A 22,316-nucleotide genomic window follows, 5' to 3' on the forward strand; every position below is an offset into this window, starting at 1 on the left:
GGACCTGGGCGACCGACAGCTCATAGCCACCTGCGCCTTTGCCGGCCCGGCCCCTGAGCGGGCCGGCGACCCGACCGTCGCCACCGAGCTCGCCCCGCGGACCCTGGCCCGCCGCCACCAGAGGCTCAGCGAGGAGATCGACGACCTGGACGCCCTCATCGCCCCGCTGGTCGCCGAGATCGCCCCGGACCTGCTCGCACTGAACGGGGTCGGCGCGGACGTCGCCGGACAACTGCTGGTCACCGCCGGGGACAACCCCGAACGCCTGCGCTCCGAGGCGGCGTTCGCCATGCTCTGCGGCGCCGCCCCGCTGCCGGCGTCCTCCGGCCGCACCCACCGCCACCGCCTCAACCGGGGCGGTGACCGGGCGGCCAACGCCGCCCTCTACCGCATCGTCCTGTGCCGACTGCGCTGGGACGAACGCACCAAGAACTACATGCGGCGCAGGACCACCGAAGGCCTCTCGAAGAAGGAGATCATCCGCTGCCTCAAGCGGTTCATCGCCCGAGAGATCTACCGAGTCCTGACCACGCCCAGCACACCGAGCACCACCACCGAGCAGCTCACCATCGCTGCTTGACATCCATAAGAGCATCCGCCTGCGGCCGTCTGCCGTCTGCCGACCGGCGGACGGCGGACGGCGGACGGCCGCAGACGGTCGGGCGTGCGGTGACGCGCGGGGCCCGCCGGTGAGGACCGGTGACGCTCAGGAGTGCCCGACGACCAGCCGCACCAGCGCGACGGCGTCCCGGAGGCTGAGGCCGGGGTGCGCGCGGCGCAGTTCCCGGACGGCCTTGACCTCGGCCGTGCGGGGGTCGATCCCGGCGTGGACCAGGACGTTGCGGGCCCAGTCCACCGGAGTGGGGGCGGCGGCCGGGACGAAGTCCTCGACGATCCGCAGGGCCCGGCGCAGGCCCGGCTGTTCGACCTGGTCGGCGGTGTCCAGGGCGGCGCGCAGGGCGGCCTTGAGCGGGTCGAGGCCGGCCGGCTGCGAGGGGCCGGGGAGGGGGACGAGCATGGTGGTACCTCTTTCTTCCTTCATTCGGGGTCAGTAGGCGCTCTTGGCCAGCCGCTTGCGCTCGCGTTCGGACAGGACGGAGCCGGACTCCTTGCGGGCCATCCGGCGCAGCAGGCCGGGGGCCAGCAGGAAGCCCGCCACCGCCCAGCACAGCAGCACGCCGGCGATCGGCAGGTGTTGCCAACTGCCGGACACTTCAAGGGTCTTGGCGCTGTCGGGCAGCAGGGCGGAGCGCACGCCCTGGGCGATCCAGCGCAGCGGGAAGAGGGAGCCGACGGTCTGGAGGGCGGTGGGCAGGTTGCGCAGCGGGGCGAAGGCGCCGGAGATGAACATCAGCCCGAGCATGGGCATCATGTACAGCGCGAGGGCCTCGCGGGCGGGGGGCAGCAGGGCGCCGATCGCGGCGCCCATCGGGACGACGGCGGCGGTGCCCAGCAGCAGGGTGAGGGCCAGGGTGAGCCACTGTCCGGGGGTGGCGGGCAGGTCGGCGTGCAGCAGCAGGGCGCCGCCGACCAGCAGCAGGAGGATGGAGGCGCCCATGGTCACCAGGACGAAGAGCGCCTTGGCGACCAGGTAGGCGGGCATCGCGCCGGGGACGCCGCGCAGGCGCAGCAGGGTGCCGTCCTCCCGGTCGCCGGAGAGGAACTGGGGGACGGTCATGAGGCCGAACATGAAGACGGTGGAGGCGATGCCGCCGGCCAGGCTGAGCTGGGTCAAAGCGTCTCCGGAGCCGGTGCCGCCGGAGCCGGAGCGCCAGTAGGAGATGGCGAGGAAGACCAGCGGGGTGGTCAGGTAGGAGTAGAAGTCCTTGCGGCTGCGCAGGAGTTGGCGCAGTTCGACGGCGCCGCGGCGCAGGCCGAGGACGTAGGGGTTCACGGGGGTCACGGCGTCTCCGCGGGTTCGGCGGGTTCGGCGGGTCGGGCGTCGCCGACCATGCCGAGGTAGGTGTCCTCCAGGCTGGGGCGGCGCACTTCCAGGTCGGGGATCGGTCCGCCGAGCCGCCGGTGCAGGTCCCAGACCGCCCGGGAGGGGTCGGCGGTGCGCAGGCTGCGCGGGGTGCCGTCGGGGTCGCTCCAGCGCACCTCGGACTCGGCCCGGGCGGCTTCGGCGAGTTCGGCGAGGGTGCCGCAGGCGGTGAGGCGGCCGGCCTGCAGGATGCCGATCCGGTCGGCCAGTTGCTGGGCCTCGGTGAGGTCGTGGGTGGTGAGCAGGATGGTGGTGGCGCGTTCGTCGCGCAGTTCGCGCAGCAGGGCGTGGAAGTCGCGGCGGGCCTCGGGGTCGAAGCCGGCGGTGGGTTCGTCGAGGAAGAGCAGGTCGGGGCGCCCGACCAGGCCGAGGGCCACGTCCAGGCGGCGGCGCTGTCCGCCGGAGAGGGTGGCGGCGGTGCGGTCGGCCTGGTCGGTGAGGCCGACCCGGGCCAGCAGTTCGGCGGGCGCGTAGGGGTCGGGGTAGTAGCGGGCCAGGTGGCCGAGCAGTTCGCCGACGCGCCAGCGGCCGTGGTCGCGGCTGGACTGCAGGACGATCCCGATCCGGGCGCGCCAGGCGGGGTCGTCGCGGGCCGGGTCCTGTCCGAGGACGGTGACCTGGCCGGCGGAGCGGCGGCGGTAGCCCTCCAGGATCTCGATGGTGGTGCTCTTGCCGGCGCCGTTGGGGCCGAGCAGGGCGAAGAGTTCGGAGCGTTCCACCCTGAGGTCCAGGCCGTCCAGGACGTCCCGGCTGCCGTAGCGCATCCGCAGTCCGGACGTCAGGATCGCCGCTTCTCCCCCGGGCCGTTCGTCTCCGGAGCGGTCGGCCGTGCCCGCCCGTGGCGTCGTCGTCCCGGTCATGTCCTTGCCTCCCCCGTGCACATGCCCGCCACGCTAGTACTTGCCCGGCGGGAAAGTAAATGCCAGGATCTCCGGTGCTGTCAGGAGCCTTTCGGGAACGGGGAGTTGGAGCACAAGGTGAGCGTTCACGGCATCGCCCCCGAGGACGCCCTCGCGTCCTTGCGCACCGCGCACCGGGCCCGGGCGGCGGCCCGGCGGCCCAATCCGCTGCCCCCCTGGTACCCGGCCACGGCCGCGGGCCTGTTCGGGGCGGGGTTCGCCGGGACCGGCGTCTCGGCCCTGCTGCCGGAGCGGCTGTGGCTCGCCACCGCCCTCGTGCAGCTGGCCGCGGCGCTGCTGCTGGTGGGCCACGTGGTGGTCAGCCACCGGGTCGAGCACCGGCCGGGCATCGTCCCCACCCTGTCGTACCCGGGCGCGGCGCTCCAGCTGCTGCCGCTGCTCGCGGCCGGGGCGCTGGCCCTGCCGTTCGGCCTGCCCGGGTTCCTGCTCGCCCTCGGCCTCACCGGCGGCCCGACCCACTTCCTGCTGCTGCGCCGCAAGCGGGCGACCGGGGCGGCCGGGACGGCCGGGACGGCCGGGACGGGCGCCGCGTGAGCACCGACCCGCCGCCGGAACCGGCCTTCGACGAGCTGATCCACCAGCCCACCCGGCTCGCCGTGGTCGCCTTCCTGTCCGGCTGCGCCGAGGCGGAGTTCCGCGCCGTACGGGAGGGCTGCGGGGTCTCGGAGTCGGCGCTGAGCAAGGTGGCCGCCACCCTGGAGGCCGCCTCCTACGTCAGGCTGCGCCGCGGCTACGTCGGCAAGCGCCCCCGCACCTGGCTGCGCCTGACCCCCGAGGGCCGCCGCGCCCTGGCCGCCCACCTCGCCGAACTCCAGCGCATCGCCGCCTCCGCCACCGCCCTCGGCGCCGCCCTGGAGCAGGCGGCGGCCGAGGGGTAGCCCGGGAGGGCCCGCGCATCCGGCTCACGGCTTCATGTCGTGCGCGGCGGCGGGCGCGCACTCGCACCACACCGCCTTCCCCACCCCGCCCGGGCGCGGGAAGTGCCCCCACTCGGCGGCCAGGGCCGCCACGAGCAGCAGCCCGCGCCCGCCCACAGCACCGGGGTCGGACTGCTGAGGCACCGGAGGCCGGTCACCGGCGTCGTGCACCTCGATGCGCAGCCGGGTGGCGTTCACGTCGAAGGACACCCAGATCAGCCGCCCCGGCATGCCCGAGTGGAGGACGGCGTTGCCCACCAGCTCCGAGGTGAGCAGCTCCCCGACCTCGCGGTAGCGGTCGCCGTCCGGCGCCGTGGCGAGCAGCTCGCGCAGCATCCGCCGCGCGAGCATCGGCGAGCGGCGCGAACGCGGGAACCAGCAGCCGCGGCCGGCGGGCGGGCTGACGGGCTCGTCGGTTTCAGGCATGGCGGAGCCACCTCCGGTGGGGTTGGGGGTCGAGATCGGGCGGGAACACCCGGTAACGGATCGAGGCATGGGGATGCCCGGCAGCAAGCTCGCAATGATCACTCTCTGTATCGCGCCTAGCTACGCCAGGTAGCATGCATCGACCTTAAGATCATCCGCAACGTTGCTTGAAGAAAAGATGCGAGAAGCTGGGGTTGCCTGCGCGGCTACTGTGAGCGCAGATTGACTGCTGATCAGAGGAGGCTGCGTGCAACCGGATCGCGTGGCGAGCGCGCCGTCCACCGTGCTGGGACGGCAGTTGGGCGAGGAACTGCGAGGCATGCGGGAGCGTGCGGGCCTGAGCACCAACGCGGTTGCCGAGGCGCTGGATTGCACCAAAGGCAAGATTTCGCGAATCGAGAACGGTCGCAGCCCCGTTCGGATTCCGGATCTCACTGCGATGCTCCGGCTGTACCGCGTCGATGAGCCGACCGTTCACGAGCGCCTTGCCGAGCTTGCTCGCACAGCCAACAAGCGGCGGCGCGGGAGCGGCTGGTGGAACGAGTACGGCGACGTGCTCGCGGACACCTACCGTGACTTCATTGCGCTGGAGGCCGTGGCGTCCTCCGTGCGCACCTTCCAAAGCCAGATGATCCCGGCGCTGTTGCAGACTCCGGACTACGCACGCGCGCTCACTTCGGCAGGTCGCCGCTGGAAGCGGCCGGAGGAGGTCGAGCAATTCGTGACCGTTCGATTGAAGCGACAGGAGCGATTGACCGCCGATCCGCCACTGTCCCTGTCGGTCGTGCTGGCCGAGGGCGCTCTGCGCCAACAGGTCGGCGGACCCGCCGTCCTGCGGGAGCAGCTCGCACACTTGGCGAATGCGGCGTCCATGCCCAATGTGACGATCCGGGTGGTTCCGTTCAGCGTCGGCGCGCACGCCAGCATGGCGGGGCCCTATGTGATCCTCGGATTCCCCTCCGAGGCCGCCATGGACGTCGTCCTGCTGGACAACCCTTCGGGATCCATGTGGCTCGAGGGCGCGACGGAGGTGGAGGGGTATTCGGAGCTTTGGGACGATGTCTGCACCAAGGCACTACCAGCTGCGGAATCCCTGCAACTGATCACCTCTATCAAGGATCTCGGCACATGAGGCACATACCCGACTTCTCCACCGCCGCTTGGCGGAAGAGCTCGTTCAGCGGCCCCGACAACGAGTGCGTCGAAGTCGCCGACGGGTTCCCGGGGGTGCTTCCCGTCCGTGACTCCAAGGACCCCCAGGGGCCTTCCCTCCTCTTCACCGCCGACGCCTGGACCGCCTTCATCGGCGCTGTCCGCGCAGGAGACTTCCCGGCGTAGGAAGTCGGCCGGGCCGACTTCCTGTGCAGAGGGCCGGACGATGCCGTCGCTGCTTCGGCCGGCCGAAGCAGCGACGGGGCACAGGGGTGGGTACTGTCCGGCGGCCCGGGCGGCGGGGCGGCCGGGGGCTGTCGGTGGGAGGGAATATCGTCCGTCTTCGTCGAGGGTGTCGATCCGCGCGGGCGCCGTTCGACCTTGGGGTGGAGAGGGTCGGAAAGGCGGCCCCCCGTCGAAGGAGGTTTGTGATGGCGAAGTACATGCTGATCATGCGGGGCACGGACGAGTCCATGGCCAAGATGATGGAGACGCCCTTCGAGGAGATGCTGGAGACCGTGGGGCGCTTCAACGAGGAGCTGATCCGGGCCGGCGTGCTGGTGGCCGCCGAGGGGCTGGACGACCCGTCGCAGGGCGTGGTGGTCGACTTCGACGGGGAGGCGCCGGTGGTCACCGACGGCCCGTACGGGGAGACGAAGGAGCTGTTCGGCGGCTTCTACCTGATCGACGTGGCCTCGAAGGAGGAGGCCGTGGAGTGGGCCAAGCGGCTGCCGGCCCTCCCCGGTTCCAAGTGCGAGGTGCGCCGGGTGCCCGGCATCGAGGAGTTCCCGCAGGACAACGAGTGGATCGTCAAGGAGCGGGCCTGGCGCGAGCGGACCGGCCAGCTCTGATGCCCGCAGCCACCGACGGCCCGCCGGGCACCGAGGACGCCCGGCGGGCCGTCGAGGCCGTGTGGCGGATCGAGTCCGCCCGGATCGTGGGCGCGCTGGCCCGCTACACCGGGGACTTCGCCCTGGCCGAGGACGTCGCCCAGGAGGCGCTGGCCGAGGCCCTGGTCTCCTGGGCGCGCGACGGCGCCCCGGCCGACCCGGTGGGCTGGCTGCTGGCCTGCGCCCGGCGCCGGGCCATCGACGCCTTCCGCCGCGCCTCGGCCCTGGACGAGCGCTACACCGCGCTCGCCGGCGGCCTGGCCGAGGGCCAGTTCAGCGCCGGCTCGGCGGCCGGGCCCGCACCGGCGCCGGACCTGCCGTTCGACCCGGACCGGGTCGACGACGACGTCCTCGCCCTGATGTTCACCGCCTGCCACCCGGTGCTCTCCCCCGAGGCCCGGGTGGCGCTCACCCTGCGGGTGGTCGGCGGCCTGTCCAGCGAGGAGATCGCCCGGGCGTTCCTGGTGCCGGTGCCCACCGTGCAGGCCCGGATCACCCGCGCCAAGAAGACCATCGCCGCCGCGCACGTGCCCTTCGAGCTGCCGCCGCGGCGGCAGCGGCGCGAGCGCCTGGGCGCCGTCCTGAGCGTCCTGTACGTGGTCTTCACCGAGGGCTCGACGGCCACCTCCGGCACCGACCTGCTGCGCCCCGACCTCGCCTACGAGGCGCTGCGGCTGGCCCGGACCCTGGCCGCCCTGCTGCCCGACGAACCCGAGGTGCACGGGCAGCTCGCCCTGTTCGAGCTCACCGCCTCGCGCTTCCCGGCCCGCACCGGCCCGGACGGGGAGGCGGTGCTCCTGGAGGACCAGGACCGGCGCCGCTGGGACCACTCGGCGATCCGCCGCGGCCTGGCGGCCCTGGGCCGGGCCGCCGCCCTCGGGCGGGGCCTGGGCCCGTACGGCCTCCAGGCGGCGATCGCCGCCTGCCACGCGGCGGCGCCCGGCGTGGCCGACACCGACTGGGAACGGATCGTGCTGCTCTACGAGGCGCTCGGCCGGGTGGCGCCGTCCCCGGTGGTCGAACTCAACCGGGCGGTGGCCGTCGCGATGGCCGAGGGGCCGGGGCCCGCGCTCACCCTGGTCGACGACCTGGCCGTCTCCGGGCGCCTGGCCGGCTCCCACCTGCTGCCGGGCGTGCGCGGCGAACTGCTGACCCGCCTGGGGCGCACCGGCGAGGCCCGGGCGGAGCTGGAGCTCGCGGCCCGGCTGTGCCGCAACGCCCGCGAGCGGGCGGTGCTGCTGCGCAAGGCGGCCGCGCTCGACGGCGCGGGCTGACTCCGCAAGCCGACTCCGCGGGGTGACTGCACGGGCTGACTGCGCAGGGTGACCGGACGTACGGCCCGGCGTCCGAGCTGCGGACGCGGGGCCGTACGGACCGGCCGTTCAGCCGTTCAGCACTGGGGCCGGCGGCCGTGGTTGGCCCCGCGCTTGGCCCGGGCCTTCTTCTTGCGGCGGCGCTTCGACGACATGGCGACTCCTCTCGCAACCGGCCCCCTGATCCCCCGGCCTTCCACCGTTCCACACCCGGGCCGCCCCGGCCCGTCGAAGGAGCCCGACGCCCCGGGCCCCGCGCCCCGGGACCGGGTCAGGCCCGGCCCGCCAGGGCGGCGCGCCAGGCGGGGCTGTCCACGTAGTGGTTGTCGAAGCGCTCGGCGGAGGCGGCGATCGCCCCCGGGTCGGCCTCGCCGCGCATGACGGTCCCCAGCAGGCGCAGGTAGTCGAAGCGGTCCATGCCGGGGGCGAACACGAACAGCACGTCGGCCTCGGAGCCCGGGGCGGCGGCGAAGGCGTGCGGGGTGTGCGGGGGCACGGCCAGGAAGTCGCCCGCGTCCAGGACGGTGACCTCCTCGCCGACCAGGACCCGCAGCGAGCCGCTGATCACGAAGAACAGCTCCGTCGCCCGGGTGTGCAAGTGCGCCGGGGCCCCGACCGCGCCCCGGGCGAAGGCGGAGCGGTAGACGGTGAAGCCGCCCTCGCCGGGGGCCGTCTCGGCGAGCAGGGTCATGGTGGCGCTCGGGTCGGCGCAGGTCTCGGCCTCACCGTGGCGGGCCAGGACCGGGGCGGTGGCGGGGATGGCAGCGGGGGCGGTGTTCTCCGTCGTCGTCATGGGACCAGCCTAGGAGCGGAAAGACCCACGATCATGGGGCAATCGAGCACCGTTTCCATGGGTCAATCGGATCCGGCAGGTGCGCCCGCGCGACGGCACGGGGCCTTCCTCGGGCCGCCAACCCCCCTACGGCACGGGGACTTTAGGGTGGACGCCATGAAGCCCGCCCTGGTACTCGCCGCCGCCCTGGCCCTGTCCGCGGCCGCCGCTCCCACCGCCACCGCCGCCACCCCGGCCGCACCGGCCGCACCGGCCGACAAGGCCGCCGCCGCCGATCCGCCGGAGCGCTTCCGGCACCAGGCCCTCGCCTGGGGCCTGTGCCAGGATCCGGAGTTGGCCGCCGCCGGCGCCGAGTGCGCCACGCTCACCGTCCCGCTGGACTACCGCGCGCCCGAGGGCCGCACCCTGCCCCTCGCCGTCTCCCGGATCCGCTCCGCCGACCCCGCCGCCCGGCACGGCGTCCTGCTGTCCAACCCGGGCGGCCCCGGCGAGCGCGCACTGGCCCTGCCGGTCGCGCTGCGCGACCGGCTGGCCCCGGCCACGGCCGCCGCCTACGACCTGATCGGGATGGACCCGCGCGGGGTGGGTGCCAGCGGCGGCCTCGACTGCGGCCTGAACCACGGCACTTGGCTGCGCTCGGCGGGCAGCGGCGCGGCCGGCTTCCGGGAGAGCTGGCGCCTGGCGAAGGCGGACGCCGACGCCTGCCTGGACAAGTACCCGGACCTGCTGCCGCACCTGACCACCCGCAACACCGCGCGCGACCTGGACGTGCTGCGATCGGCCCTGGGCGAGCCGCGCGCCTCCTTCTTCGGCCAGTCCTACGGCGCGCTGCTGGGCGCGGTGTACGCGCAGCTGTACCCGGGCCGGGTGGACCGCCTGGTGCTGGACAGCGCGCCGGACCCGGACCGGTACGGGGTCCGGACGCTCCAGGACATGGGGGCCGCCAACGAGCGGGCGCTGGACGACTTCGCCGCCTGGGCCGCGCCCCGCGACGGCCGGTACCGGCTGGGCGCGACGGCGGCGGCGGTGCGCGCCACCGTGCAGGGCCTGGTCCGGCGCGCCGAGGCGGCGCCGATCGGCATCGACGGGTTCCGCCTCGACGGCGCCCTGCTGCCGTTCCTGCTCACCGTCTGCCAGGGCGACGACCGCGACAGCGCCGACTACGCGGACGTGCTGCGCCAGTTGCTGGACGCCGCCGACGGCAGGCCGGTGCAGGCGAGCCCGACCCTGCACGCGCTGCTGACGGCCGTCCTGGCGCCCGACCCGCAGGCCGGCGCCGACCTCGCCGCCACGATCGGCTACCTGTGCGACGACGTGGCGATGCCGCGCTCCCCCGGGTGGTACGCGGCCGCCGTCGAACGCTCCCGCGCCACCCGGCCCCTCTTCGGACCGGTGTTCAACGGGCCGACGCCGTGCGCGAGTTGGCCGACCGACCCGCAGGAGCCGTTCGTCCAGGTGCGCAACGCGGTGCCCGCCCTGCAGATCCAGTCCACCGGCGACACCCACGCCCCCTACGCCGGCGCCCTGGCCCTGCACGCCCGGCTGTCCGCCTCCCGGCTGCTGACCGTCCCCGGCCGGATCCACACCGTCCTCCTCAACGGCTACAGCCCCTGCGCCCAGCGCGCCGTGGACGCCTACCTGTCCACCGGCGTACTGCCGCCGGCCGACGCCACCTGCTGACGGCAAGGGGCGCCGGGGCCGCCGGGCTGCCGGGGCGCCGGCCGCCCCGGCGGCCCTCACGTCACTGGCCCACGCGGCCGTCCACGCACTCGCGCAGCAGGTCGGCGTGGCCGCAGTGGCGGGCGTACTCCTCGATGCGGTGCACCTGGACCTCCCGGACCGACAGCCGCTGCTTGCCGAGGCGCTCGCCGAGGTCCGGATGGGCGGCCAACGCGGCGTCCAGGGCGGCCTGTTCGCGCTCCAGGTCGCGCCAGGCGGCCTCGACCAGGGCCGGGTCGGGGAGCGCCCCGTCGAAGTCGGCGTCGCGGGCGCCGTAGAGCTTGGGCTGCGGCTCGCCCTCGCGGATCCAGTTGTGCCAGTCGCGTTCCACCTCGGCCAGGTGGCGCACCAGGCCGAGCAGCGACATGGTCGAGGGCGGCACCGAGCGCCGGGCGAGCTGCTCGGCGTCCAGGCCCTCGCACTTCATCCGCAGGGTGAGGCGGTAGTTGACCAGGTAGTCCTCAAGGGTGGCGGCCTCGCCGTCCGGGGCGGGGCCTTCACTGTTGCGCGGATCGTCGGCCGGGTCGGCCCACATGTCGGGGTAGACGGTGGCCTGGGTCCATCGCTCGGGTCGCTCGCTCATCCCCGCATGATCGCCCGCAACCACCTCGCCCTTCAACCGAGTTAACGCGCCACCCGGCCACCCTGCCACCCTGCCGCCCTGCCCGGTTGACGATCGCGGTGCCGCCGGCCCGGACGGTGGAGGCGGCGGAGCGCCGACTCCGGCCAAGCGCCGGCCCCGGTGGGAGCCAACTCCGGCGAGCGCCAGCCCCGGTGGGCGTCAGCCCCGGTGGGCGTCGGCTGCCGCCCGCAGGAAGCCGAGGAAGCCGGCCACCGCGGGCGGCACCCGCTGCCCCCGGCGGGTGGCGGTGCAGACGTGGCGCACGGGGGTGTCCTGGGGGTGGAGGGGGACCAGGGCGATGTCGGGGCGGGCGGCGCGGGCGGCCAGGGCGGGGATGAGGGTGGGGCCCAACCCCGCGGCGACCAGGCCGAGTTTGGCGGCCCAGGCGCCGACGGCGTACTCGATGCGGGGCTGGAAGCCGCTGCGCAGGCAGGCGGCGAGCAGGGTGGATCCGGGGTCGCGGCGGGCGGCGATCCAGGGTTCGTCGGCGAGTTCGGCCAGCCGCAGGCGGCGCCGGCCGGCGAGCCGGTGGCCGCGCGGGAGGGCGACCAGGACGGGGTCGGCGAGCAGCGGGTGCAGCTCGAACTGGTCGGTGTCGTAGGCGTCCTGGGGGTCCTCGGCGTAGGAGGCGACCACGGCGAGGTCGATGGTGGCCTCGGCGAGGCGCTCCAGCAGCTGGGCGCTGAGGCCTTCGGTGAGGGTGGTCTCGACCTGCGGGTGGGCGGTGCGGAAGGCGGCGAGGGCGGCGGGGACGAGTTCGGCGTTGGCGCTGTCGAAGGCGCCCGCCCGCAGGCGTCCGGCGTCGAGTTCGGTGAGGGCGACGAGGTCGCGGCGGGTGGTGTCGAGGCGTTCCAGCAGGGCCTCGGCGTGCGGGAGCAGGGCGCGGCCGTGTTCGGTCAGCCGGACCCCGCGGGCCAGGCGGTCGAACAGCGGGGCACCCAACTCGGCTTCCAGGGTGGCGATCTGGCGGGAGACCGCGGACTGGGTGAAGCCCAGGCGCTCGCCGGCGGCGGTGAAGGAGCCCAGGTGGGCGACGGTGCGGAAGACGTCCAGCCAAGCCATGTCCATTGCGCATGAGTACCATGCGAGACATTCGTTTGTCGCCTGGCTCGGGGCTGCCTAGCGTGGGGGCCATGGAAAAGATCGCCTTTCTGGGCCTGGGCCGGATGGGGCTGCCGATGGCCCGTCGCCTGGCCGCCGCCGGCTACCCGTTGACGGTGTGGAACCGCACTCCCGGCCGCGCCGACGGCCTGACCGAGGCCGCCGACCCGGCCGGGGCGGTGGCCGGGGCCGGCATCGTCGTCACGATGCTCTCCGACCCGCAGGCCGCCGCCGAGGTCGCCGGGCGCTTCACCGCCGCGCTGGCCCCCGGCACCCTGTGGATCGACATGTCCTCGATCGGCCCGCGCGCCCTCGCCGGGCTGCGGGAGCGACTGCCGGAGGGCGTGGCCCTGGTGGACGCCCCGGTGCTGGGCAGCGTCGGCCCGGCCGCCCGCGGCGAGCTGACCGTCTACGCGGGCGGCGAGGACGCCGACCTGGAGCGCGCCGAGCCGGTGCTGTCCCGCCTGGGCCGGGTGCGGCGCTGCGGGGGCCCCGGTGCGGGGGCGGCGTTGAAGGTGGTGGTGATGGGCGCGATCGTCACCTCGGTCGCCGTCCTGGACGAAGTGCTGTCGGTGGCGGGCGAGTTGGGTGTGCCGCAGGAGCAGGCGCTGGAGGTGCTGGCGGCCGGGCCGCTCGCGGGGGTGGTGGCCCGGGCGCGCAGCGCGGAGTCGGACTTCCCGGTGCGGCTGGCCGCCAAGGACCTCGCCCTGGCGGGCGGCGGCCCGCTGCTGGCGGCGGCCCGTCAGGCGCTGCTGGCGGACCCGTCGATCGCGGACCGGGACCTGTCGGCGGTGGTGCGGGCGCTGCGGGAGGACTGACGCCCGCCGCCGTGGAGGGCGGGCCTGCGGCTCGGAGGAACGTCCAGCGCCGCCCCGCCCGCGGCGCGGCCGGCTTGGTGCCGCCGCCGATGGCCGGGCGCGCGCGCCGTCCGGTGTAGTGGGGGGCGTCCGCCGCGACCACCGATGAAGGGCGCCCCTTGTCCGCTCGCACCGCCGTGCAAGGCGTCGTCCGACTCGCCGGGCCCCGGCTGCCCCTGGTGTCCTTCCTCGCCCGGCTGCCCGCCGCGCTGTGCCCGACCGGGACGCTGCTGATGGTGACCGCGCTGGACGGGGTGGGCCGCGGCGGGGTGGTGGCGGGCCTGCTGTGGGGCGGGCAGGCGGTGGGCGGGCCGCTGCTGGGCCGGCTGGCCGACCGGCGCGGCCACCGTCCGGTGATCCTGGCGGCGTCGCTGGCCAACGCGCTGCTGACGGCCGCCCTGGTGGTGGCCTCGGTCGGCGCCCTGGCGCCGGCGGTGCAGGCCGGGTGCGCGGCGCTGGCGGGTTTCACCGTGCCGCAGATCGGGCCGCTGTCGCGGACCCGCTGGATCGCGCTGGCGGGCGGGCGCCGTGACGGCCACGAACTGGTCGGCCCGGCGCTGGCCTTCGACGCGGTGGTGGACGAGACGAGTTTCGTGGCCGGCCCCGCCCTGGTCGGGGTGCTGGCCTGGGCGGTGCACCCGGCGGCGGGCCTGGTGTGCGCGGCGGTGCTGATGGCGGTGTTCGGCACGGTGTTCGCGCTGCACCCGACGGCCCCGGCGCCGGCGCCCGCGGTGGCAGCGGCGCCCACGGCGGCGGGGCGCACGGCGGCGGGGCGGGTGCTGTCCGGGCCGCTGCTGGTGCTGATCGCCGTGACGGTGCTGCAGGGCGTGGTGTTCGGCGCCGCCAACACCGGGGTGCAGTACCTGGCCCGGGGGGACGCGGGCGTCGGCGGCCTGGTCTGGTCGGCGATGGGGGTGAGCAGCGCGGCGGCCGGGGTCCTGCTGGCCTCGTTCGCGGAGCGTTTCGACCTCACCGCGCGGCTGCGCACGGCGGTGGCGGCGCAGGCGGTGCTGCTGCTGGGGCTGCTGCCGGTGGACGGGGTGGCGGGTGCGGCGGTGGCGGTGGGGGCGGTGGGGTTCGCGGTGGCGCCGGCGCTGATCGCGGTGTTCGGCCTGGTGGAGCGGGTCGCGCCGGCGGGCCGGATGGCGGAGGCGATGACGCTGCTGGGCAGCGGGCTGATCGCGGGGCAGGGGCTGGCGGTGACGGGGGTGGGGCCGCTGGTCGGCGCGCACGGGCCCCTCGCGGCGTTCGCGCCGGCCTGTGCGGCCGGGGCGCTGGCCCTGCTGCTGGTGCTGGCGCTGGTGCGGCTGCGGCGGTTCCCGCCGGCCCGGCCGGCGCCGGCCCCGGCGCTCGCGGCGGCGGCCGCGTCCTCCTGAGGCCCGCGTCCTCCTGAGGCCCGGGGCCTCCTGACGCCCGAACGCTCCCGAGTCCCCGGGGCCGTCAACCGCGGGCCTCCCCCGGTTCCACCCGGGGGCCGGTCAACCACCGCCTCCCCGTTCACCCGATCAGGGGGGCTGGTGTGCGGGCCCGGGGGCGTGGGCCGTAGCGTCGTGGCGGCGGACGGCAACGGCCCGGGGAGGCGGCACGCGTGCAGGTCATGAGGGTTGGGCGGGGCGTGGCGGCGCTGGCGGCGGTGGTGCTGGCGGCGTCGGCGTGCGGGGCTCCCCCCTCCGGGGGCGGCCCGGACGGCGCCGCCCGGGCCGGCCGGGCGCCGCGCGCGGACGCGGGCGGCGGGGCCGCGCCGGATCCGCAGGGCCGTCCGCTGGCGCTGGTCTACCGGGGCCCGGCGGCCTGCGAGGGCTGCCCGGAGGCGGCGCACGACCTGCTGGAGCACGACGGCTTCGCGGTGCGCTACATCGGGCCCGAGGAGGAGGTCCGCTTCGGCCCGGACGCGCTGTCCGGCGCGGCGCTGTACGTGCAGCCGGGCGGCACCAACGGGCAGGAGGTGTCCACCGCCTGGCGCCTGCTGCAGCAGGACCCGGGCTTCTCCCCCGAGCTGGTGCGCGCCTACGTGCGCGGCGGCGGGCACTACCTGGGGCTGTGCATGGGCGGCTACCTGGCCGGCCACGACCCCGGCTACGGCCTCCTGCCGGGCGACTCCGGGCAGTACATCAGCTCCGGGGGCGCCACCGTCACCGACGAGCAGGACCACCTGGTCGACGTCTCCTGGCGCGGGCGGCCGCAGCGGATGTACTTCCAGGACGGCCCGTACTTCGACCTGGAGGGCCCGGGCGCCCAGGTGCTGGCCCGCTACACCAACGACCGGGCCGCGGCCGCCGTCGCCCCGTACGGCTCGGGCCGGGTGGCGGTCAGCGGCCCGCACCCGGAGGCCCCGGCCGAGTGGTACCGCGACTACGGCCTCTCCGACGAGTCCCCGGCCGGCCTGGCCCTGGGCGGGGACCTGGTGCACACCCTGCTGGGCACGGCGCCGAAGTCCTGACGCCCCGGGCCCGGCCTGACCCTGACCCACCCCTGAGTCAACGGGCTGCACTCCACGGTGCACCGCCTGGCCTTCGGCCCCGAACAGGACCACTACCGCTCCATCGGCGGCTACCACTGCTGGTTCGCCGTCCACGACTCGACGCTCGCCCGCGAACTGGACAGCTGGTTCGTCAACTTGACCCGAGCTTGAAGGGACCGGGCCTGTGGGTAGGGCGCGGCTGGCTGTCGCGTGGCCTCCCACGTCTGAGCCACCTGGGTTGCGGTGGCTGGGACGCGTGACTCACGCCCCGCGGTCCACACGGTCTCGCCTTTGCGGGCGATGTTGTGGGACGCGTTTGTATCCGCGTGCAGGACGGTCCCGCAGGACCGGCAGGCGAACGTTGCCTGGTCGACGCGGTTCTTCCGGTCGATGTGGTGGCACTGGGAGCATTCCTGGCTGGTGTACGCCGGATCGACGTACACCAGCGGCACCCCGGCCCGCTTCGCCTTGTACGCGATATACCGGCCGAGCTGGTGGAAGCCCCACGAGTGCAACTGGGTCCGCTGGTCCTTGCGGAGCCGTACCCGACTGCGGATGCCCGTCAGATCTTCCAGGGCGATACCGAAGCCGGTGCGTTCAGCGGCAGTAACAATGGTCTTGGAGACGATGTGATTGACGTTGGCGGTGTGCCGGGCTTCCTTCCGCGACCGCTTCTTGAGGAGGCGCTTGGCGGACTTTGTGCCCTTGGCCTGCAACTTGCGCCGCAGGTCGAGCTGGCGCTTACGGTGCCGGTTCAGGCCGCGTCCGGCGGCCCGGTAGCCGGTGCTGATGGTGGCGATGTCGGCGATGCCGAGGCCCACTCCGATGAAGGCGGCCGGGCTCTGGTTGAGCGGCTTCTCCGGTACCTCACAGGTGGCGATCAGGTAGAACTCGCCGTCGCGCTCGATGAGATCGGACTCGCCCCTGCGGTGCTCGCGGAGCATCGTGAGCGCGTCGGGCGAGCACGCGAATCGCACACCCTTGAGCCGTCCGGCCATTGTCCAGATGCTGACGGTCCGATGGTCCAGCTGCCAGCTCAAACACCTGTCGTCATACGGCTGTGCGGCCTCGGCCCGGAACGTGATCGGCTTCGACTCCGCCTTGACCCGTCGTTCGGAGCCCGGCCTGCCGAGGTTCCCGGCGCGGATGTTGGCCTTCAACGTGGTGTAGGCGTCACGGGTCTTCTTGATGACGTGCTGGGCGGCCTGCGCCCCCAGCCCTATCGCCTTCAATCCGGCGTAGGTGTGCTTGCGGAGCTCGTACTCACGCGGGACCCCGCGCTCGAACGCAACCGCCGACACCCAGCACGCGGCCTCGTTGACCGCGCGCAGGGTCGAACGCAGCGCGGTGGCCTGGTCAGCCTCCGGCACCAGCTTCACCCGCACCACGATCTTCATGCCCGAGAACATAACCTGACCCACTGACAACAGGCGCCCCCGACAGCGCCCTGATGATCCGCCTGCGCGCCGCCTCGATGCGCTGGATGGGCCGCTGGCCGCTGCGCGCCGTCCTGGCCGCCCAGTTCGCCAAGGCCGGCGACATCGCCCTGCCCGACTACCCGCTGCCCGCCCGTGCCGCCTGAGGTGCGCCCCTGGGGGCTTGCACCTCACGCGGCGTCAGAAGGGATGCTCGTGCCATGCCCTCCTCCGAACAGACCTGGAAGGTCGGCCCGCTCGCCGAGGCGAGCGGACTGACCGTACGCACCCTCCACCACTGGGACCAGCTCGGCCTGCTCTGCCCCTCCCGGCGCACCGCCTCCGGCCACCGCGCCTACACCGAGCAGGACGTCGTGCGGCTCTACCAGATCCTCGCCCTGCGCCGCCTGGGCCTGGGCCTGGAGACCATCGCCACCTGCCTGGACGCCGGCGTGGACGTGCGGCGCCTGGTGCGCGAGCACCTGGCCGCCACCGAGGCCTCCCTGGCGGCGCTGCGGGAGCTGCGCGAGCGCCTGGGCCACCTGGACGGCGAGCTCGCCGCCGCACGCGAGCCCGGCACCGAGGACCTGCTGCGCCTGGTGCGGGCCGCCGGCGCCACCCGGCCCGCCGCCGACGAGGCCCTGCGCCGCCACCTCGACGAGGACCAGCTGCACGCCCTCGCCGACCACGCGGCCGCCCTCGGCCCGGCCGCCCACTACCTGCTGGAGGTCGAGTGGCCCCAGCTCTACCGCCGCGCCGAGGCCCTGCGCGCCGCCGGCACCGACCCGGCCGACCCCCGGGTGCGCCGCATCGCCGCCCGCCTCGACGAGCTCTCCCGGCTGTTCAGCGGCGGCGACACCACGCTGTCCGCCGCCGTGCGCACCGCCTGGTGCGAGGACCCGGCCGCCCTGTCCGGCGACCCCGCCGCCCCCGCCGACGCCTGGGCCGACCTGCGCACCTTCCTCGACCGGGCCCGGGAGGCGTCATGATGCCCCGCCGGGTGCGGCTGCGCGTCGCCCTGCTGAGCACCCTGCCCGTCCTGGCGGTGACCGTCCTGGCGCTGTTCCCGCTGGCCCTGGCCGGCCTGCTGCCCTGGTCGGTGCCGCCGGCCGTGCTGCTGGCCCAGGGCGTCCAGGCCTGGCTGGTCCTGCACCGCCTGGGCCGCCCGGCCGACGGGTCCTGAGCGCTACCTGGCGCGCGGCTGGTTGAAGCGCAGCATGTTGCCCGCCGGGTCGCGGAAGGCGCAGTCGCGCACACCGTAGGGCTGGTCCATCGGCTCCTGGAGGACCTCGGCGCCGGCGGCGCGGATGCGCTCGAAGGTGGCGTCGCAGTCGTCGGTGCGGAAGATGACGCCGCGCAGCAGCCCCTTGGCGAGGAGTTCGGCGGCGGCCCGGCGGTCGTCCTCGGAGGCGTGCGGGTCGGCCAGCGGGGGTTCCAGGACGATCTCCACCCCGGGCTGCTCGGGCGAGCCGACGGTGACCCAGCGCATGCCCTCGAAGCCGACGTCGTTGCGCACCTCGAAGCCGAGGACGTCGCGGTAGAAGGCGAGCGCCTTGTCGTGGTCGTCGACGGCGATGAAGCACTGCGCGAGTTCGATGCTCATGCACGTCAACTTACGGGAGAGGGGCCGCTCTTCGCCTCAGGTGCGGCGCGCGGGGCGGGTGCGGATCTTGGCGATGCAGGCGGGGATGGGCTCGCCGTCGGCGTGGTCGCGGGAGCGGTAGGCGCTGGGGCTCTCGCCGACCAGTTCGGTGAAGCGGCTGCTGAAGGAGCCGAGCGAGGTGCAGCCCACCGCCATGCACACCTCGGTGACGCTGAGGTCGCCGCGCCGCAGCAGCGCCTTGGCCCGTTCGATCCGGCGGGTCATGAGGTAGCTGTACGGGGTCTCGCCGTAGGCGGTGCGGAAGCTGCGCGAGAAGTGGCCGGGCGACATCAGCGCGGTGCGGGCCAGGGCGGGCACGTCCAGCGGCTGGTCGTACTCGCGGTCCATCCGGTCGCGGGCCCGGCGCAGCCGGACGAGGTCTTCGAGGGGTACGCGGGTGGGCACGGCAGCCACCGTACCGGGCCGCTCGGACACCCTGCCCCGCCCGGCGCGCGCCCGGTAACCGGGCGGTGGCGCCGGGCGGGCCGGCCGCCACCGCGGCGAGGTGCGTGCCCCGACGCCGCGGACCCGGCGGGGATCCGGGGGACAGGCGTCAGGCGGTGCGCGGGCCGCGGGCGAGCAGCGGGGCACCGCCGTCGTGCGGCAGGACGACGAGGTAGCGCCAGGGGCCGTCCTCGGCCACGGCCAGCGAGAGGGTCTGCGCCTCGAAGGCCGCGGCGGCGGGGGCGGCGCCCTCGGTCAGTTCGTCGAGGCGGGCGTGCGACGCCAGGAAGTCCGCGGGGCCGTTGAACCACTTGGGGACGGGCGCGCCGCGGCGCAGCGCGGCCAGCAGGTCCGCGCGCAGCGGCCCCTCGGCGGCGTCCAGGACGCGTTCGTGCAGGCGTTCCTGGACGCCGGGGCGGGTCGGGGCGGCGGCGGCGAGGTGCCGGCAGCGCGGGCAGAACCGGGCGCCGACGCGCACGCCGAACGGGTGGCGGTAGCGGACGATGGTGCGTGGCTGTTCCTGGCACAGTGTCCGGTCGTCGCCGACCGCGGCGTGCTCCGGTTCGTCCGGTTCGCCCTCGACGGTGCAGGCCCCGAAGGTGGCGGGTTGCCGGGCGGTGGCGAAGGACCAGCCGGTGGGCGTGTCGGTGTTCATGCGCGCGACCCTGCCACGGCGGCGGGGGCGCGGGCATCCGCTTTTCCGTGGCACCCGGCCCCCGGCTGCGGGTCCCGGCGGCGGCGATCTAGGGTGGCCGCATGATCTCCTCTCCGATATCCGGCCCGATATCCGACCCCGCCGAGGCGCTGCGGGTGCTGCTGGAGGGCAATGCCCGTTTCGTCGGCGGCAGCCCCGAGCACCCCAACCAGGACGCCGGGAGGCGGGCCGCGCTGGGGGCGGCGCAGAAGCCGTTCGCGGTGCTGTTCGGCTGTTCCGACTCCCGGCTGGCCGCCGAGATCATCTTCGACCGGGGCCTGGGTGACCTGTTCGTGGTGCGCACCGCCGGTCATGTGACCGGTGCGGAGGCGCTGGGCAGCATCGAGTACGGGGCGGCGGTGCTGGACTGCCCGCTGGTGGTGGTGCTCGGGCACGACTCGTGCGGCGCGGTGGCGGCGGCGCTGGACTCCCTGGAGCAGGGCAGGCTGCCCGGCGGCTTCGTGCGGGACGTGGTGGAGCGGGTGACGCCGAGCGTGCTGTCGGCGAAGGCGGCGGGCATCGAGGACCCGGACGCGATCGTGGACGAGCACATCCGCCAGACGGTGGACCTGCTGCTGGAGCGCTCGCAGTTGCTGGCCGCCCGGGTCGCCGAGGGGCGGGCCGCGGTGGTGGGCCTGTCGTACCGGCTGACCGACGGCCAGGCCCGTACGGTCGCCGTCCGCGGCCTGGGCTGACCCCCGGCGCCGCGTGCTGCGGGTGCGGGAACGCGGTGTCCGATCCCCGCCAGCGCCGGGGCGCGGGCGGGGGCAGAGTCGGTGTCCGGTCGCGGACCGTCCGGTCCGGGCCACCGACTCATCCGATGCGAGGACGGCTCTTCCCGTGCACAAGGTCACCGATCTCAAGGTTCTCTACTTCGGCACCCCGGTGGTGCTGATCGGCTCGCGCAACGAGGACGGCAGCGCCAACCTGGCGCCGATGTCCTCGGCCTGGTGGCTGGGGCAGACCTGCGTGCTGGGGCTGGGCAACAGCTCCCAGACGTCGGTCAACCTGCGGCGCGAGGGCGAGTGCGTGCTCAACCTGCCCTCGGCCGGGCAGGTCGACGCCGTGGACGCGCTGGCGCTGCTGACCGCGAACCCGCGGATCACCGAGCACCGGCTCGCGCAGGGCTACCGGCACGAGCGGGGGAAGTTCGCCGCCGCGGGGCTGACCGAGCTGCCCGGTGAGCTGGTGGCGGCGCCGCGGGCGGCCGAGTGCCCGGTGCAGCTGGAGTGCCGGCTGGAGGAGGCCCGGCCGCTGGCGGGCAACCCGGGGTGCACCGCCTTCGAGGTCTCGGTGGTGCGCGCGCACGTGGAGGAGCGGCTGATCGTGCCGGGTACCGACCACTACGTGGACCCGGTCGGCTGGGACCCGCTGATCATGAAGTTCTGCGAGTTCTTCGGCGAGGGGCGGCGGCTGACGCCCTCGCGGCTGGCGGAGGGCTGGCAGATGCCGGGGAGGATGCCGGCCGCGGTGTGAGGCGGCCGGGCCGCACCCCGGGCCGTGTCCCGGGCCCCGGCTCAGGCGACGGTCGCCCCGCAGGAGTCGCACACCCGGGTCGCGGGCAGTTCCAGGAAGCAGTTGGGGCAGATCGCCGGCGGGCGCGGGGTGGTCGCGGTGGCCGCGGCGGCCGCGGGGGCGGCGGCGGCGCTCTTGCGGCGGGTCACCGTGGTCTTCAGGCGCGGGGCCAGGGCGGGGATGCCGCCGTCGGCGGGCAGGTCGGCGCCGAAGTGCCGGTAGCAGGCGAGCCGGGCGGCGGCGGCGTGCTGCTCGCGGTCCATCTCGTCCAGGACGGGCGGCTGCCCGGCGACCTCCAGCACGTCCTGGTAGCCGGCCCCGACCATGCCGTCGGTGGCGTTCACGACCAGGGCGGTCAGCGGCGGGTCGCCGCGCCGGTGGGCCTCGCGCACCACCAGGGCCAGCACCTTGCCGATCCAGTGCCGCTGGTTGACGCTGGTGCGCACCCCGGAGGCCTGCTGGACGGCCTCGGCCAGCTCGGCGTAGGTGATCACCGCGTGGTAGCGGTGGGCCACGTCCACCAGGGCCGGGTAGGCCGCCCTGGTCCACACGATGTGCGCCTGGCTGACGGCGACGGCCGTGCCGTCCGCCTCCCGCCAGTAGCCGCGCTGCTGCTGCGTCATCCCGTCCGCCCCTCGTCCCGTCGCGCCTGTCGGCCCCCGCCGGGAGCGAGGCTACCCCGCGGCGGTGTCCGGTTTCCTGTCGGGGGCGCGGCCGGGGGGCTTGACTTCAAGTGCTGTTGAAGTCGTCGAATGGGTGCCGACCGCAGCCGTACGGGCTTTCCGCGGTCGATGCCCCGCCCGTACGGGAACGGACCGGGGCCGGGGCCGCCTCCCTTCGATCGTGCCGTTGGCGGCCCCGGCCCTCGTCGCCGTTGCCCCACCGGTGCCTCACCGCCGCGCGGCGAGGCCGTCCAGGGTGAGGTCGAGCAGGCGCTCGGCCTGCTCGCGGTGCCCGGCGCCCGCCGAGGTGAGGGCGATGCCCTCCAGGGCGGCGGCGAGGTCGGTGGGCCGGATGTCGGTGCGGATCGCGCCGGCGGCCGCGCAGGCGTCCATGAGCGCGGTGACGGCGGCCCGGATCATCTCCCGGCTGCCGCCGTAGGGGTTGGCCCCGGTGGCGGCGATGGCGCGCAGGGCGTCGATCATGCCGTACTTGGCGGTGGCGTAGTCCAGGAACAGGCGGGTCCAGGCGCGCAGCGCCTGGACGGGCGGCCGCTCGGCGAGCAGGGCGGGGGCGGCCTCGCACAGCTGGGCCACCTCGTTGCGGTAGACCGCCTCGATCAGGTCCTCCCGGGTGGGGAAGTTGCGGTAGAGGGTGGCGCTGCCCACGCCCGCCTCCTTGGCGATGCGCTCCAGGTGCGCGTCCGGCCCCTGCTCCCCGAACACGCGCGCGGCGGTGGTGAGGATCTTCTCCCGGTTGCGCCGCGCGTCGGCCCGCAGCGGCCGGGGGGC

At 75.1% G+C, this 22,316-nt stretch carries 28 protein-coding genes and 1 pseudogene; 16 read left to right on the forward strand and 13 right to left on the reverse strand.

The window, feature by feature from the left end; all coding sequences use genetic code 11:
- A partial coding sequence (locus tag ACFXPX_RS37905; RefSeq protein ID WP_380644669.1) for a transposase occupies positions 1-580 on the forward strand: 580 nt, incomplete at its 5' end.
- A 126-nt stretch (positions 581-706) separates the two neighbouring features.
- On the opposite strand, the gene ACFXPX_RS37910 is transcribed toward ACFXPX_RS37905, so the two are convergent.
- The 3 genes from ACFXPX_RS37910 to ACFXPX_RS37920 are packed head-to-tail and all read right to left on the reverse strand — an operon-like array spanning position 707 to position 2,844.
- Positions 707-1,018: a hypothetical protein gene (locus ACFXPX_RS37910; RefSeq protein WP_380644670.1), complete on the reverse strand. Its 312-nt coding sequence runs from the start codon at positions 1,016-1,018 to the stop codon at positions 707-709.
- Positions 1,019-1,048: 30 nt separating this feature from the next.
- Positions 1,049-1,903 carry an ABC transporter permease gene (locus tag ACFXPX_RS37915; protein WP_380525848.1) on the reverse strand — a complete coding sequence of 285 codons (855 nt, stop codon included), beginning with the start codon at positions 1,901-1,903 and terminating at the stop codon, positions 1,049-1,051.
- Positions 1,900-2,844, reverse strand: coding sequence for an ABC transporter ATP-binding protein (locus ACFXPX_RS37920; RefSeq protein ID WP_380525850.1), 945 nt, complete (start codon positions 2,842-2,844; stop codon positions 1,900-1,902). The genes ACFXPX_RS37915 and ACFXPX_RS37920 overlap by 4 nt, the downstream gene beginning before the upstream one ends.
- A gap of 117 nt (positions 2,845-2,961) precedes the next feature.
- Here ACFXPX_RS37920 and ACFXPX_RS37925 point away from each other — a divergent pair, with 117 nt between their 5' ends.
- The gene (locus ACFXPX_RS37925) at positions 2,962-3,438 is read left to right on the forward strand and encodes a hypothetical protein (RefSeq protein WP_380644671.1); all 477 of its coding nucleotides are present in this window, start codon (positions 2,962-2,964) and stop codon (positions 3,436-3,438) included.
- Complete coding sequence (locus ACFXPX_RS37930; protein WP_380525853.1) at positions 3,435-3,782, forward strand: transcriptional regulator; 348 nt, start codon at positions 3,435-3,437, stop codon at positions 3,780-3,782. Before ACFXPX_RS37925 ends, ACFXPX_RS37930 begins: the two co-directional genes overlap by 4 nt.
- Before the next feature lie 24 nt (positions 3,783-3,806).
- Here ACFXPX_RS37930 and ACFXPX_RS37935 read toward each other — a convergent pair whose 3' ends face one another.
- Positions 3,807-4,247 (reverse strand): ATP-binding protein, encoded by a 441-nt coding sequence (locus ACFXPX_RS37935; protein WP_380593093.1) that lies wholly within the window; start codon positions 4,245-4,247, stop codon positions 3,807-3,809.
- Positions 4,248-4,494: 247 nt separating this feature from the next.
- Here ACFXPX_RS37935 and ACFXPX_RS37940 point away from each other — a divergent pair, with 247 nt between their 5' ends.
- The 4 genes from ACFXPX_RS37940 (at position 4,495) to ACFXPX_RS37955 (ending at position 7,563) form a co-directional block, all read left to right on the forward strand.
- The gene (locus tag ACFXPX_RS37940) at positions 4,495-5,379 is read left to right on the forward strand and encodes a helix-turn-helix domain-containing protein (protein ID WP_380644672.1); all 885 of its coding nucleotides are present in this window, start codon (positions 4,495-4,497) and stop codon (positions 5,377-5,379) included.
- Complete coding sequence (locus tag ACFXPX_RS37945; protein WP_380593091.1) at positions 5,376-5,585, forward strand: DUF397 domain-containing protein; 210 nt, start codon at positions 5,376-5,378, stop codon at positions 5,583-5,585. The genes ACFXPX_RS37940 and ACFXPX_RS37945 overlap by 4 nt, the downstream gene beginning before the upstream one ends.
- A gap of 245 nt (positions 5,586-5,830) precedes the next feature.
- Complete coding sequence (locus tag ACFXPX_RS37950; protein ID WP_375896843.1) at positions 5,831-6,250, forward strand: YciI family protein; 420 nt, start codon at positions 5,831-5,833, stop codon at positions 6,248-6,250.
- Positions 6,250-7,563 carry an RNA polymerase sigma factor gene (locus ACFXPX_RS37955; protein WP_380644673.1) on the forward strand — a complete coding sequence of 438 codons (1,314 nt, stop codon included), beginning with the start codon at positions 6,250-6,252 and terminating at the stop codon, positions 7,561-7,563. The genes ACFXPX_RS37950 and ACFXPX_RS37955 overlap by 1 nt, the downstream gene beginning before the upstream one ends.
- A gap of 310 nt (positions 7,564-7,873) precedes the next feature.
- Here ACFXPX_RS37955 and ACFXPX_RS37960 read toward each other — a convergent pair whose 3' ends face one another.
- A complete protein-coding gene (locus ACFXPX_RS37960; protein WP_380644674.1) occupies positions 7,874-8,395 on the reverse strand; it encodes a cupin domain-containing protein in 522 nt (173 codons plus the stop codon).
- A gap of 156 nt (positions 8,396-8,551) precedes the next feature.
- On the opposite strand from ACFXPX_RS37960, the gene ACFXPX_RS37965 reads away from it, so the two are divergent.
- Entirely contained in the window at positions 8,552-10,075 is a 1,524-nt protein-coding gene (locus tag ACFXPX_RS37965) for an alpha/beta hydrolase (protein WP_380644675.1), read from the forward strand.
- Positions 10,076-10,136: 61 nt separating this feature from the next.
- Here ACFXPX_RS37965 and ACFXPX_RS37970 read toward each other — a convergent pair whose 3' ends face one another.
- Together ACFXPX_RS37970 and ACFXPX_RS37975 are read right to left on the reverse strand one after the other, a co-directional pair.
- Positions 10,137-10,697, reverse strand: coding sequence for a DinB family protein (locus tag ACFXPX_RS37970; protein WP_375896792.1), 561 nt, complete (start codon positions 10,695-10,697; stop codon positions 10,137-10,139).
- 198 nt (positions 10,698-10,895) lie between these two features.
- Entirely contained in the window at positions 10,896-11,804 is a 909-nt protein-coding gene (locus tag ACFXPX_RS37975; RefSeq protein ID WP_375896789.1) for a LysR family transcriptional regulator, read from the reverse strand.
- Positions 11,805-11,869: 65 nt separating this feature from the next.
- Here ACFXPX_RS37975 and ACFXPX_RS37980 point away from each other — a divergent pair, with 65 nt between their 5' ends.
- From ACFXPX_RS37980 to ACFXPX_RS37990, 3 genes are all read left to right on the forward strand, one after another.
- A complete protein-coding gene (locus ACFXPX_RS37980) occupies positions 11,870-12,655 on the forward strand; it encodes an NAD(P)-dependent oxidoreductase (RefSeq protein WP_380593086.1) in 786 nt (261 codons plus the stop codon).
- Positions 12,656-12,813: 158 nt separating this feature from the next.
- Complete coding sequence (locus ACFXPX_RS37985; protein ID WP_380644676.1) at positions 12,814-14,070, forward strand: MFS transporter; 1,257 nt, start codon at positions 12,814-12,816, stop codon at positions 14,068-14,070.
- Positions 14,071-14,291: 221 nt separating this feature from the next.
- A complete protein-coding gene (locus ACFXPX_RS37990; RefSeq protein WP_380644680.1) occupies positions 14,292-15,134 on the forward strand; it encodes a BPL-N domain-containing protein in 843 nt (280 codons plus the stop codon).
- Positions 15,135-15,244: 110 nt separating this feature from the next.
- Here the strand turns inward: ACFXPX_RS37990 and ACFXPX_RS37995 are convergent, their stop codons facing one another.
- Positions 15,245-16,552, reverse strand: coding sequence for an RNA-guided endonuclease InsQ/TnpB family protein (locus ACFXPX_RS37995; protein WP_380644677.1), 1,308 nt, complete (start codon positions 16,550-16,552; stop codon positions 15,245-15,247).
- Positions 16,553-16,605: 53 nt separating this feature from the next.
- Between ACFXPX_RS37995 and ACFXPX_RS38000 the strand changes: the two genes are divergently transcribed.
- The 3 genes from ACFXPX_RS38000 to ACFXPX_RS38010 are packed head-to-tail and all read left to right on the forward strand — an operon-like array spanning position 16,606 to position 17,753.
- Positions 16,606-16,737 (forward strand): hypothetical protein, encoded by a 132-nt coding sequence (locus ACFXPX_RS38000; protein WP_380525867.1) that lies wholly within the window; start codon positions 16,606-16,608, stop codon positions 16,735-16,737.
- 54 nt (positions 16,738-16,791) lie between these two features.
- Positions 16,792-17,559: a MerR family transcriptional regulator gene (locus ACFXPX_RS38005; RefSeq protein ID WP_380525868.1), complete on the forward strand. Its 768-nt coding sequence runs from the start codon at positions 16,792-16,794 to the stop codon at positions 17,557-17,559.
- On the forward strand, positions 17,556-17,753 hold the full coding sequence (locus tag ACFXPX_RS38010; RefSeq protein WP_380525870.1) for a hypothetical protein: 198 nt from the start codon (positions 17,556-17,558) through the stop codon (positions 17,751-17,753). The genes ACFXPX_RS38005 and ACFXPX_RS38010 overlap by 4 nt, the downstream gene beginning before the upstream one ends.
- A 3-nt stretch (positions 17,754-17,756) precedes the next feature.
- Here the strand turns inward: ACFXPX_RS38010 and ACFXPX_RS38015 are convergent, their stop codons facing one another.
- The 3 genes and pseudogenes from ACFXPX_RS38015 to ACFXPX_RS38025 all read right to left on the reverse strand — a co-directional run bounded on the left by ACFXPX_RS38015 (position 17,757) and on the right by ACFXPX_RS38025 (position 19,311).
- Positions 17,757-18,173, reverse strand: a complete 417-nt coding sequence (locus tag ACFXPX_RS38015; protein WP_380525872.1) for a VOC family protein — start codon at positions 18,171-18,173, stop codon at positions 17,757-17,759.
- Positions 18,174-18,178: 5 nt separating this feature from the next.
- Positions 18,179-18,560: pseudogene (locus ACFXPX_RS38020) on the reverse strand (helix-turn-helix transcriptional regulator).
- Positions 18,561-18,765: 205 nt separating this feature from the next.
- A complete protein-coding gene (locus ACFXPX_RS38025; RefSeq protein WP_380644678.1) occupies positions 18,766-19,311 on the reverse strand; it encodes a hypothetical protein in 546 nt (181 codons plus the stop codon).
- A gap of 101 nt (positions 19,312-19,412) precedes the next feature.
- On the opposite strand from ACFXPX_RS38025, the gene ACFXPX_RS38030 reads away from it, so the two are divergent.
- Both ACFXPX_RS38030 and ACFXPX_RS38035 read left to right on the forward strand, forming a co-directional pair.
- Entirely contained in the window at positions 19,413-20,045 is a 633-nt protein-coding gene (locus ACFXPX_RS38030; protein ID WP_375896771.1) for a carbonic anhydrase, read from the forward strand.
- A 145-nt stretch (positions 20,046-20,190) separates the two neighbouring features.
- Positions 20,191-20,826, forward strand: a complete 636-nt coding sequence (locus tag ACFXPX_RS38035; RefSeq protein ID WP_380525875.1) for a flavin reductase family protein — start codon at positions 20,191-20,193, stop codon at positions 20,824-20,826.
- A gap of 41 nt (positions 20,827-20,867) precedes the next feature.
- Here the strand turns inward: ACFXPX_RS38035 and ACFXPX_RS38040 are convergent, their stop codons facing one another.
- The gene (locus tag ACFXPX_RS38040) at positions 20,868-21,488 is read right to left on the reverse strand and encodes a hypothetical protein (RefSeq protein ID WP_375896766.1); all 621 of its coding nucleotides are present in this window, start codon (positions 21,486-21,488) and stop codon (positions 20,868-20,870) included.
- Between the two features lie 267 nt (positions 21,489-21,755).
- Positions 21,756-22,316, reverse strand: a 561-nt coding sequence (locus ACFXPX_RS38045; protein ID WP_380644679.1) for a TetR/AcrR family transcriptional regulator, incomplete at its 5' end; no start/stop codon positions are given.

This window comes from Kitasatospora sp. NPDC059146, assembly GCF_042786665.1.
In the GTDB taxonomy this organism is placed as follows: domain Bacteria; phylum Actinomycetota; class Actinomycetes; order Streptomycetales; family Streptomycetaceae; genus Kitasatospora.

Excerpts from the sequence above, each read along its gene's own strand:
- ACFXPX_RS37945 (WP_380593091.1), top strand. The coding sequence starts at position 5,376 with ATGAGGCACATACCCGACTTCTCCACCGCCGCTTGGCGGAAGAGCTCG.
- ACFXPX_RS37990 (WP_380644680.1), top strand. The coding sequence starts at position 14,292 with ATGAGGGTTGGGCGGGGCGTGGCGGCGCTGGCGGCGGTGGTGCTGGCG.
- ACFXPX_RS37970 (WP_375896792.1), bottom strand. The coding sequence starts at position 10,697 with ATGAGCGAGCGACCCGAGCGATGGACCCAGGCCACCGTCTACCCCGAC.
- ACFXPX_RS37965 (WP_380644675.1), top strand. The coding sequence starts at position 8,552 with ATGAAGCCCGCCCTGGTACTCGCCGCCGCCCTGGCCCTGTCCGCGGCC.
- ACFXPX_RS38005 (WP_380525868.1), top strand. The coding sequence starts at position 16,792 with ATGCCCTCCTCCGAACAGACCTGGAAGGTCGGCCCGCTCGCCGAGGCG.
- ACFXPX_RS38025 (WP_380644678.1), bottom strand. The coding sequence starts at position 19,311 with ATGAACACCGACACGCCCACCGGCTGGTCCTTCGCCACCGCCCGGCAA.
- ACFXPX_RS37955 (WP_380644673.1), top strand. The coding sequence starts at position 6,250 with ATGCCCGCAGCCACCGACGGCCCGCCGGGCACCGAGGACGCCCGGCGG.
- ACFXPX_RS38030 (WP_375896771.1), top strand. The coding sequence starts at position 19,413 with ATGATCTCCTCTCCGATATCCGGCCCGATATCCGACCCCGCCGAGGCG.
- ACFXPX_RS38015 (WP_380525872.1), bottom strand. The coding sequence starts at position 18,173 with ATGAGCATCGAACTCGCGCAGTGCTTCATCGCCGTCGACGACCACGAC.
- ACFXPX_RS37950 (WP_375896843.1), top strand. The coding sequence starts at position 5,831 with ATGGCGAAGTACATGCTGATCATGCGGGGCACGGACGAGTCCATGGCC.
- ACFXPX_RS37920 (WP_380525850.1), bottom strand. The coding sequence starts at position 2,844 with ATGACCGGGACGACGACGCCACGGGCGGGCACGGCCGACCGCTCCGGA.
- ACFXPX_RS38010 (WP_380525870.1), top strand. The coding sequence starts at position 17,556 with ATGATGCCCCGCCGGGTGCGGCTGCGCGTCGCCCTGCTGAGCACCCTG.
- ACFXPX_RS37980 (WP_380593086.1), top strand. The coding sequence starts at position 11,870 with ATGGAAAAGATCGCCTTTCTGGGCCTGGGCCGGATGGGGCTGCCGATG.
- ACFXPX_RS38040 (WP_375896766.1), bottom strand. The coding sequence starts at position 21,488 with ATGACGCAGCAGCAGCGCGGCTACTGGCGGGAGGCGGACGGCACGGCC.
- ACFXPX_RS37975 (WP_375896789.1), bottom strand. The coding sequence starts at position 11,804 with ATGGACATGGCTTGGCTGGACGTCTTCCGCACCGTCGCCCACCTGGGC.
- ACFXPX_RS38000 (WP_380525867.1), top strand. The coding sequence starts at position 16,606 with ATGATCCGCCTGCGCGCCGCCTCGATGCGCTGGATGGGCCGCTGGCCG.
- ACFXPX_RS37910 (WP_380644670.1), bottom strand. The coding sequence starts at position 1,018 with ATGCTCGTCCCCCTCCCCGGCCCCTCGCAGCCGGCCGGCCTCGACCCG.
- ACFXPX_RS37935 (WP_380593093.1), bottom strand. The coding sequence starts at position 4,247 with ATGCCTGAAACCGACGAGCCCGTCAGCCCGCCCGCCGGCCGCGGCTGC.
- ACFXPX_RS37995 (WP_380644677.1), bottom strand. The coding sequence starts at position 16,552 with ATGAAGATCGTGGTGCGGGTGAAGCTGGTGCCGGAGGCTGACCAGGCC.
- ACFXPX_RS37960 (WP_380644674.1), bottom strand. The coding sequence starts at position 8,395 with ATGACGACGACGGAGAACACCGCCCCCGCTGCCATCCCCGCCACCGCC.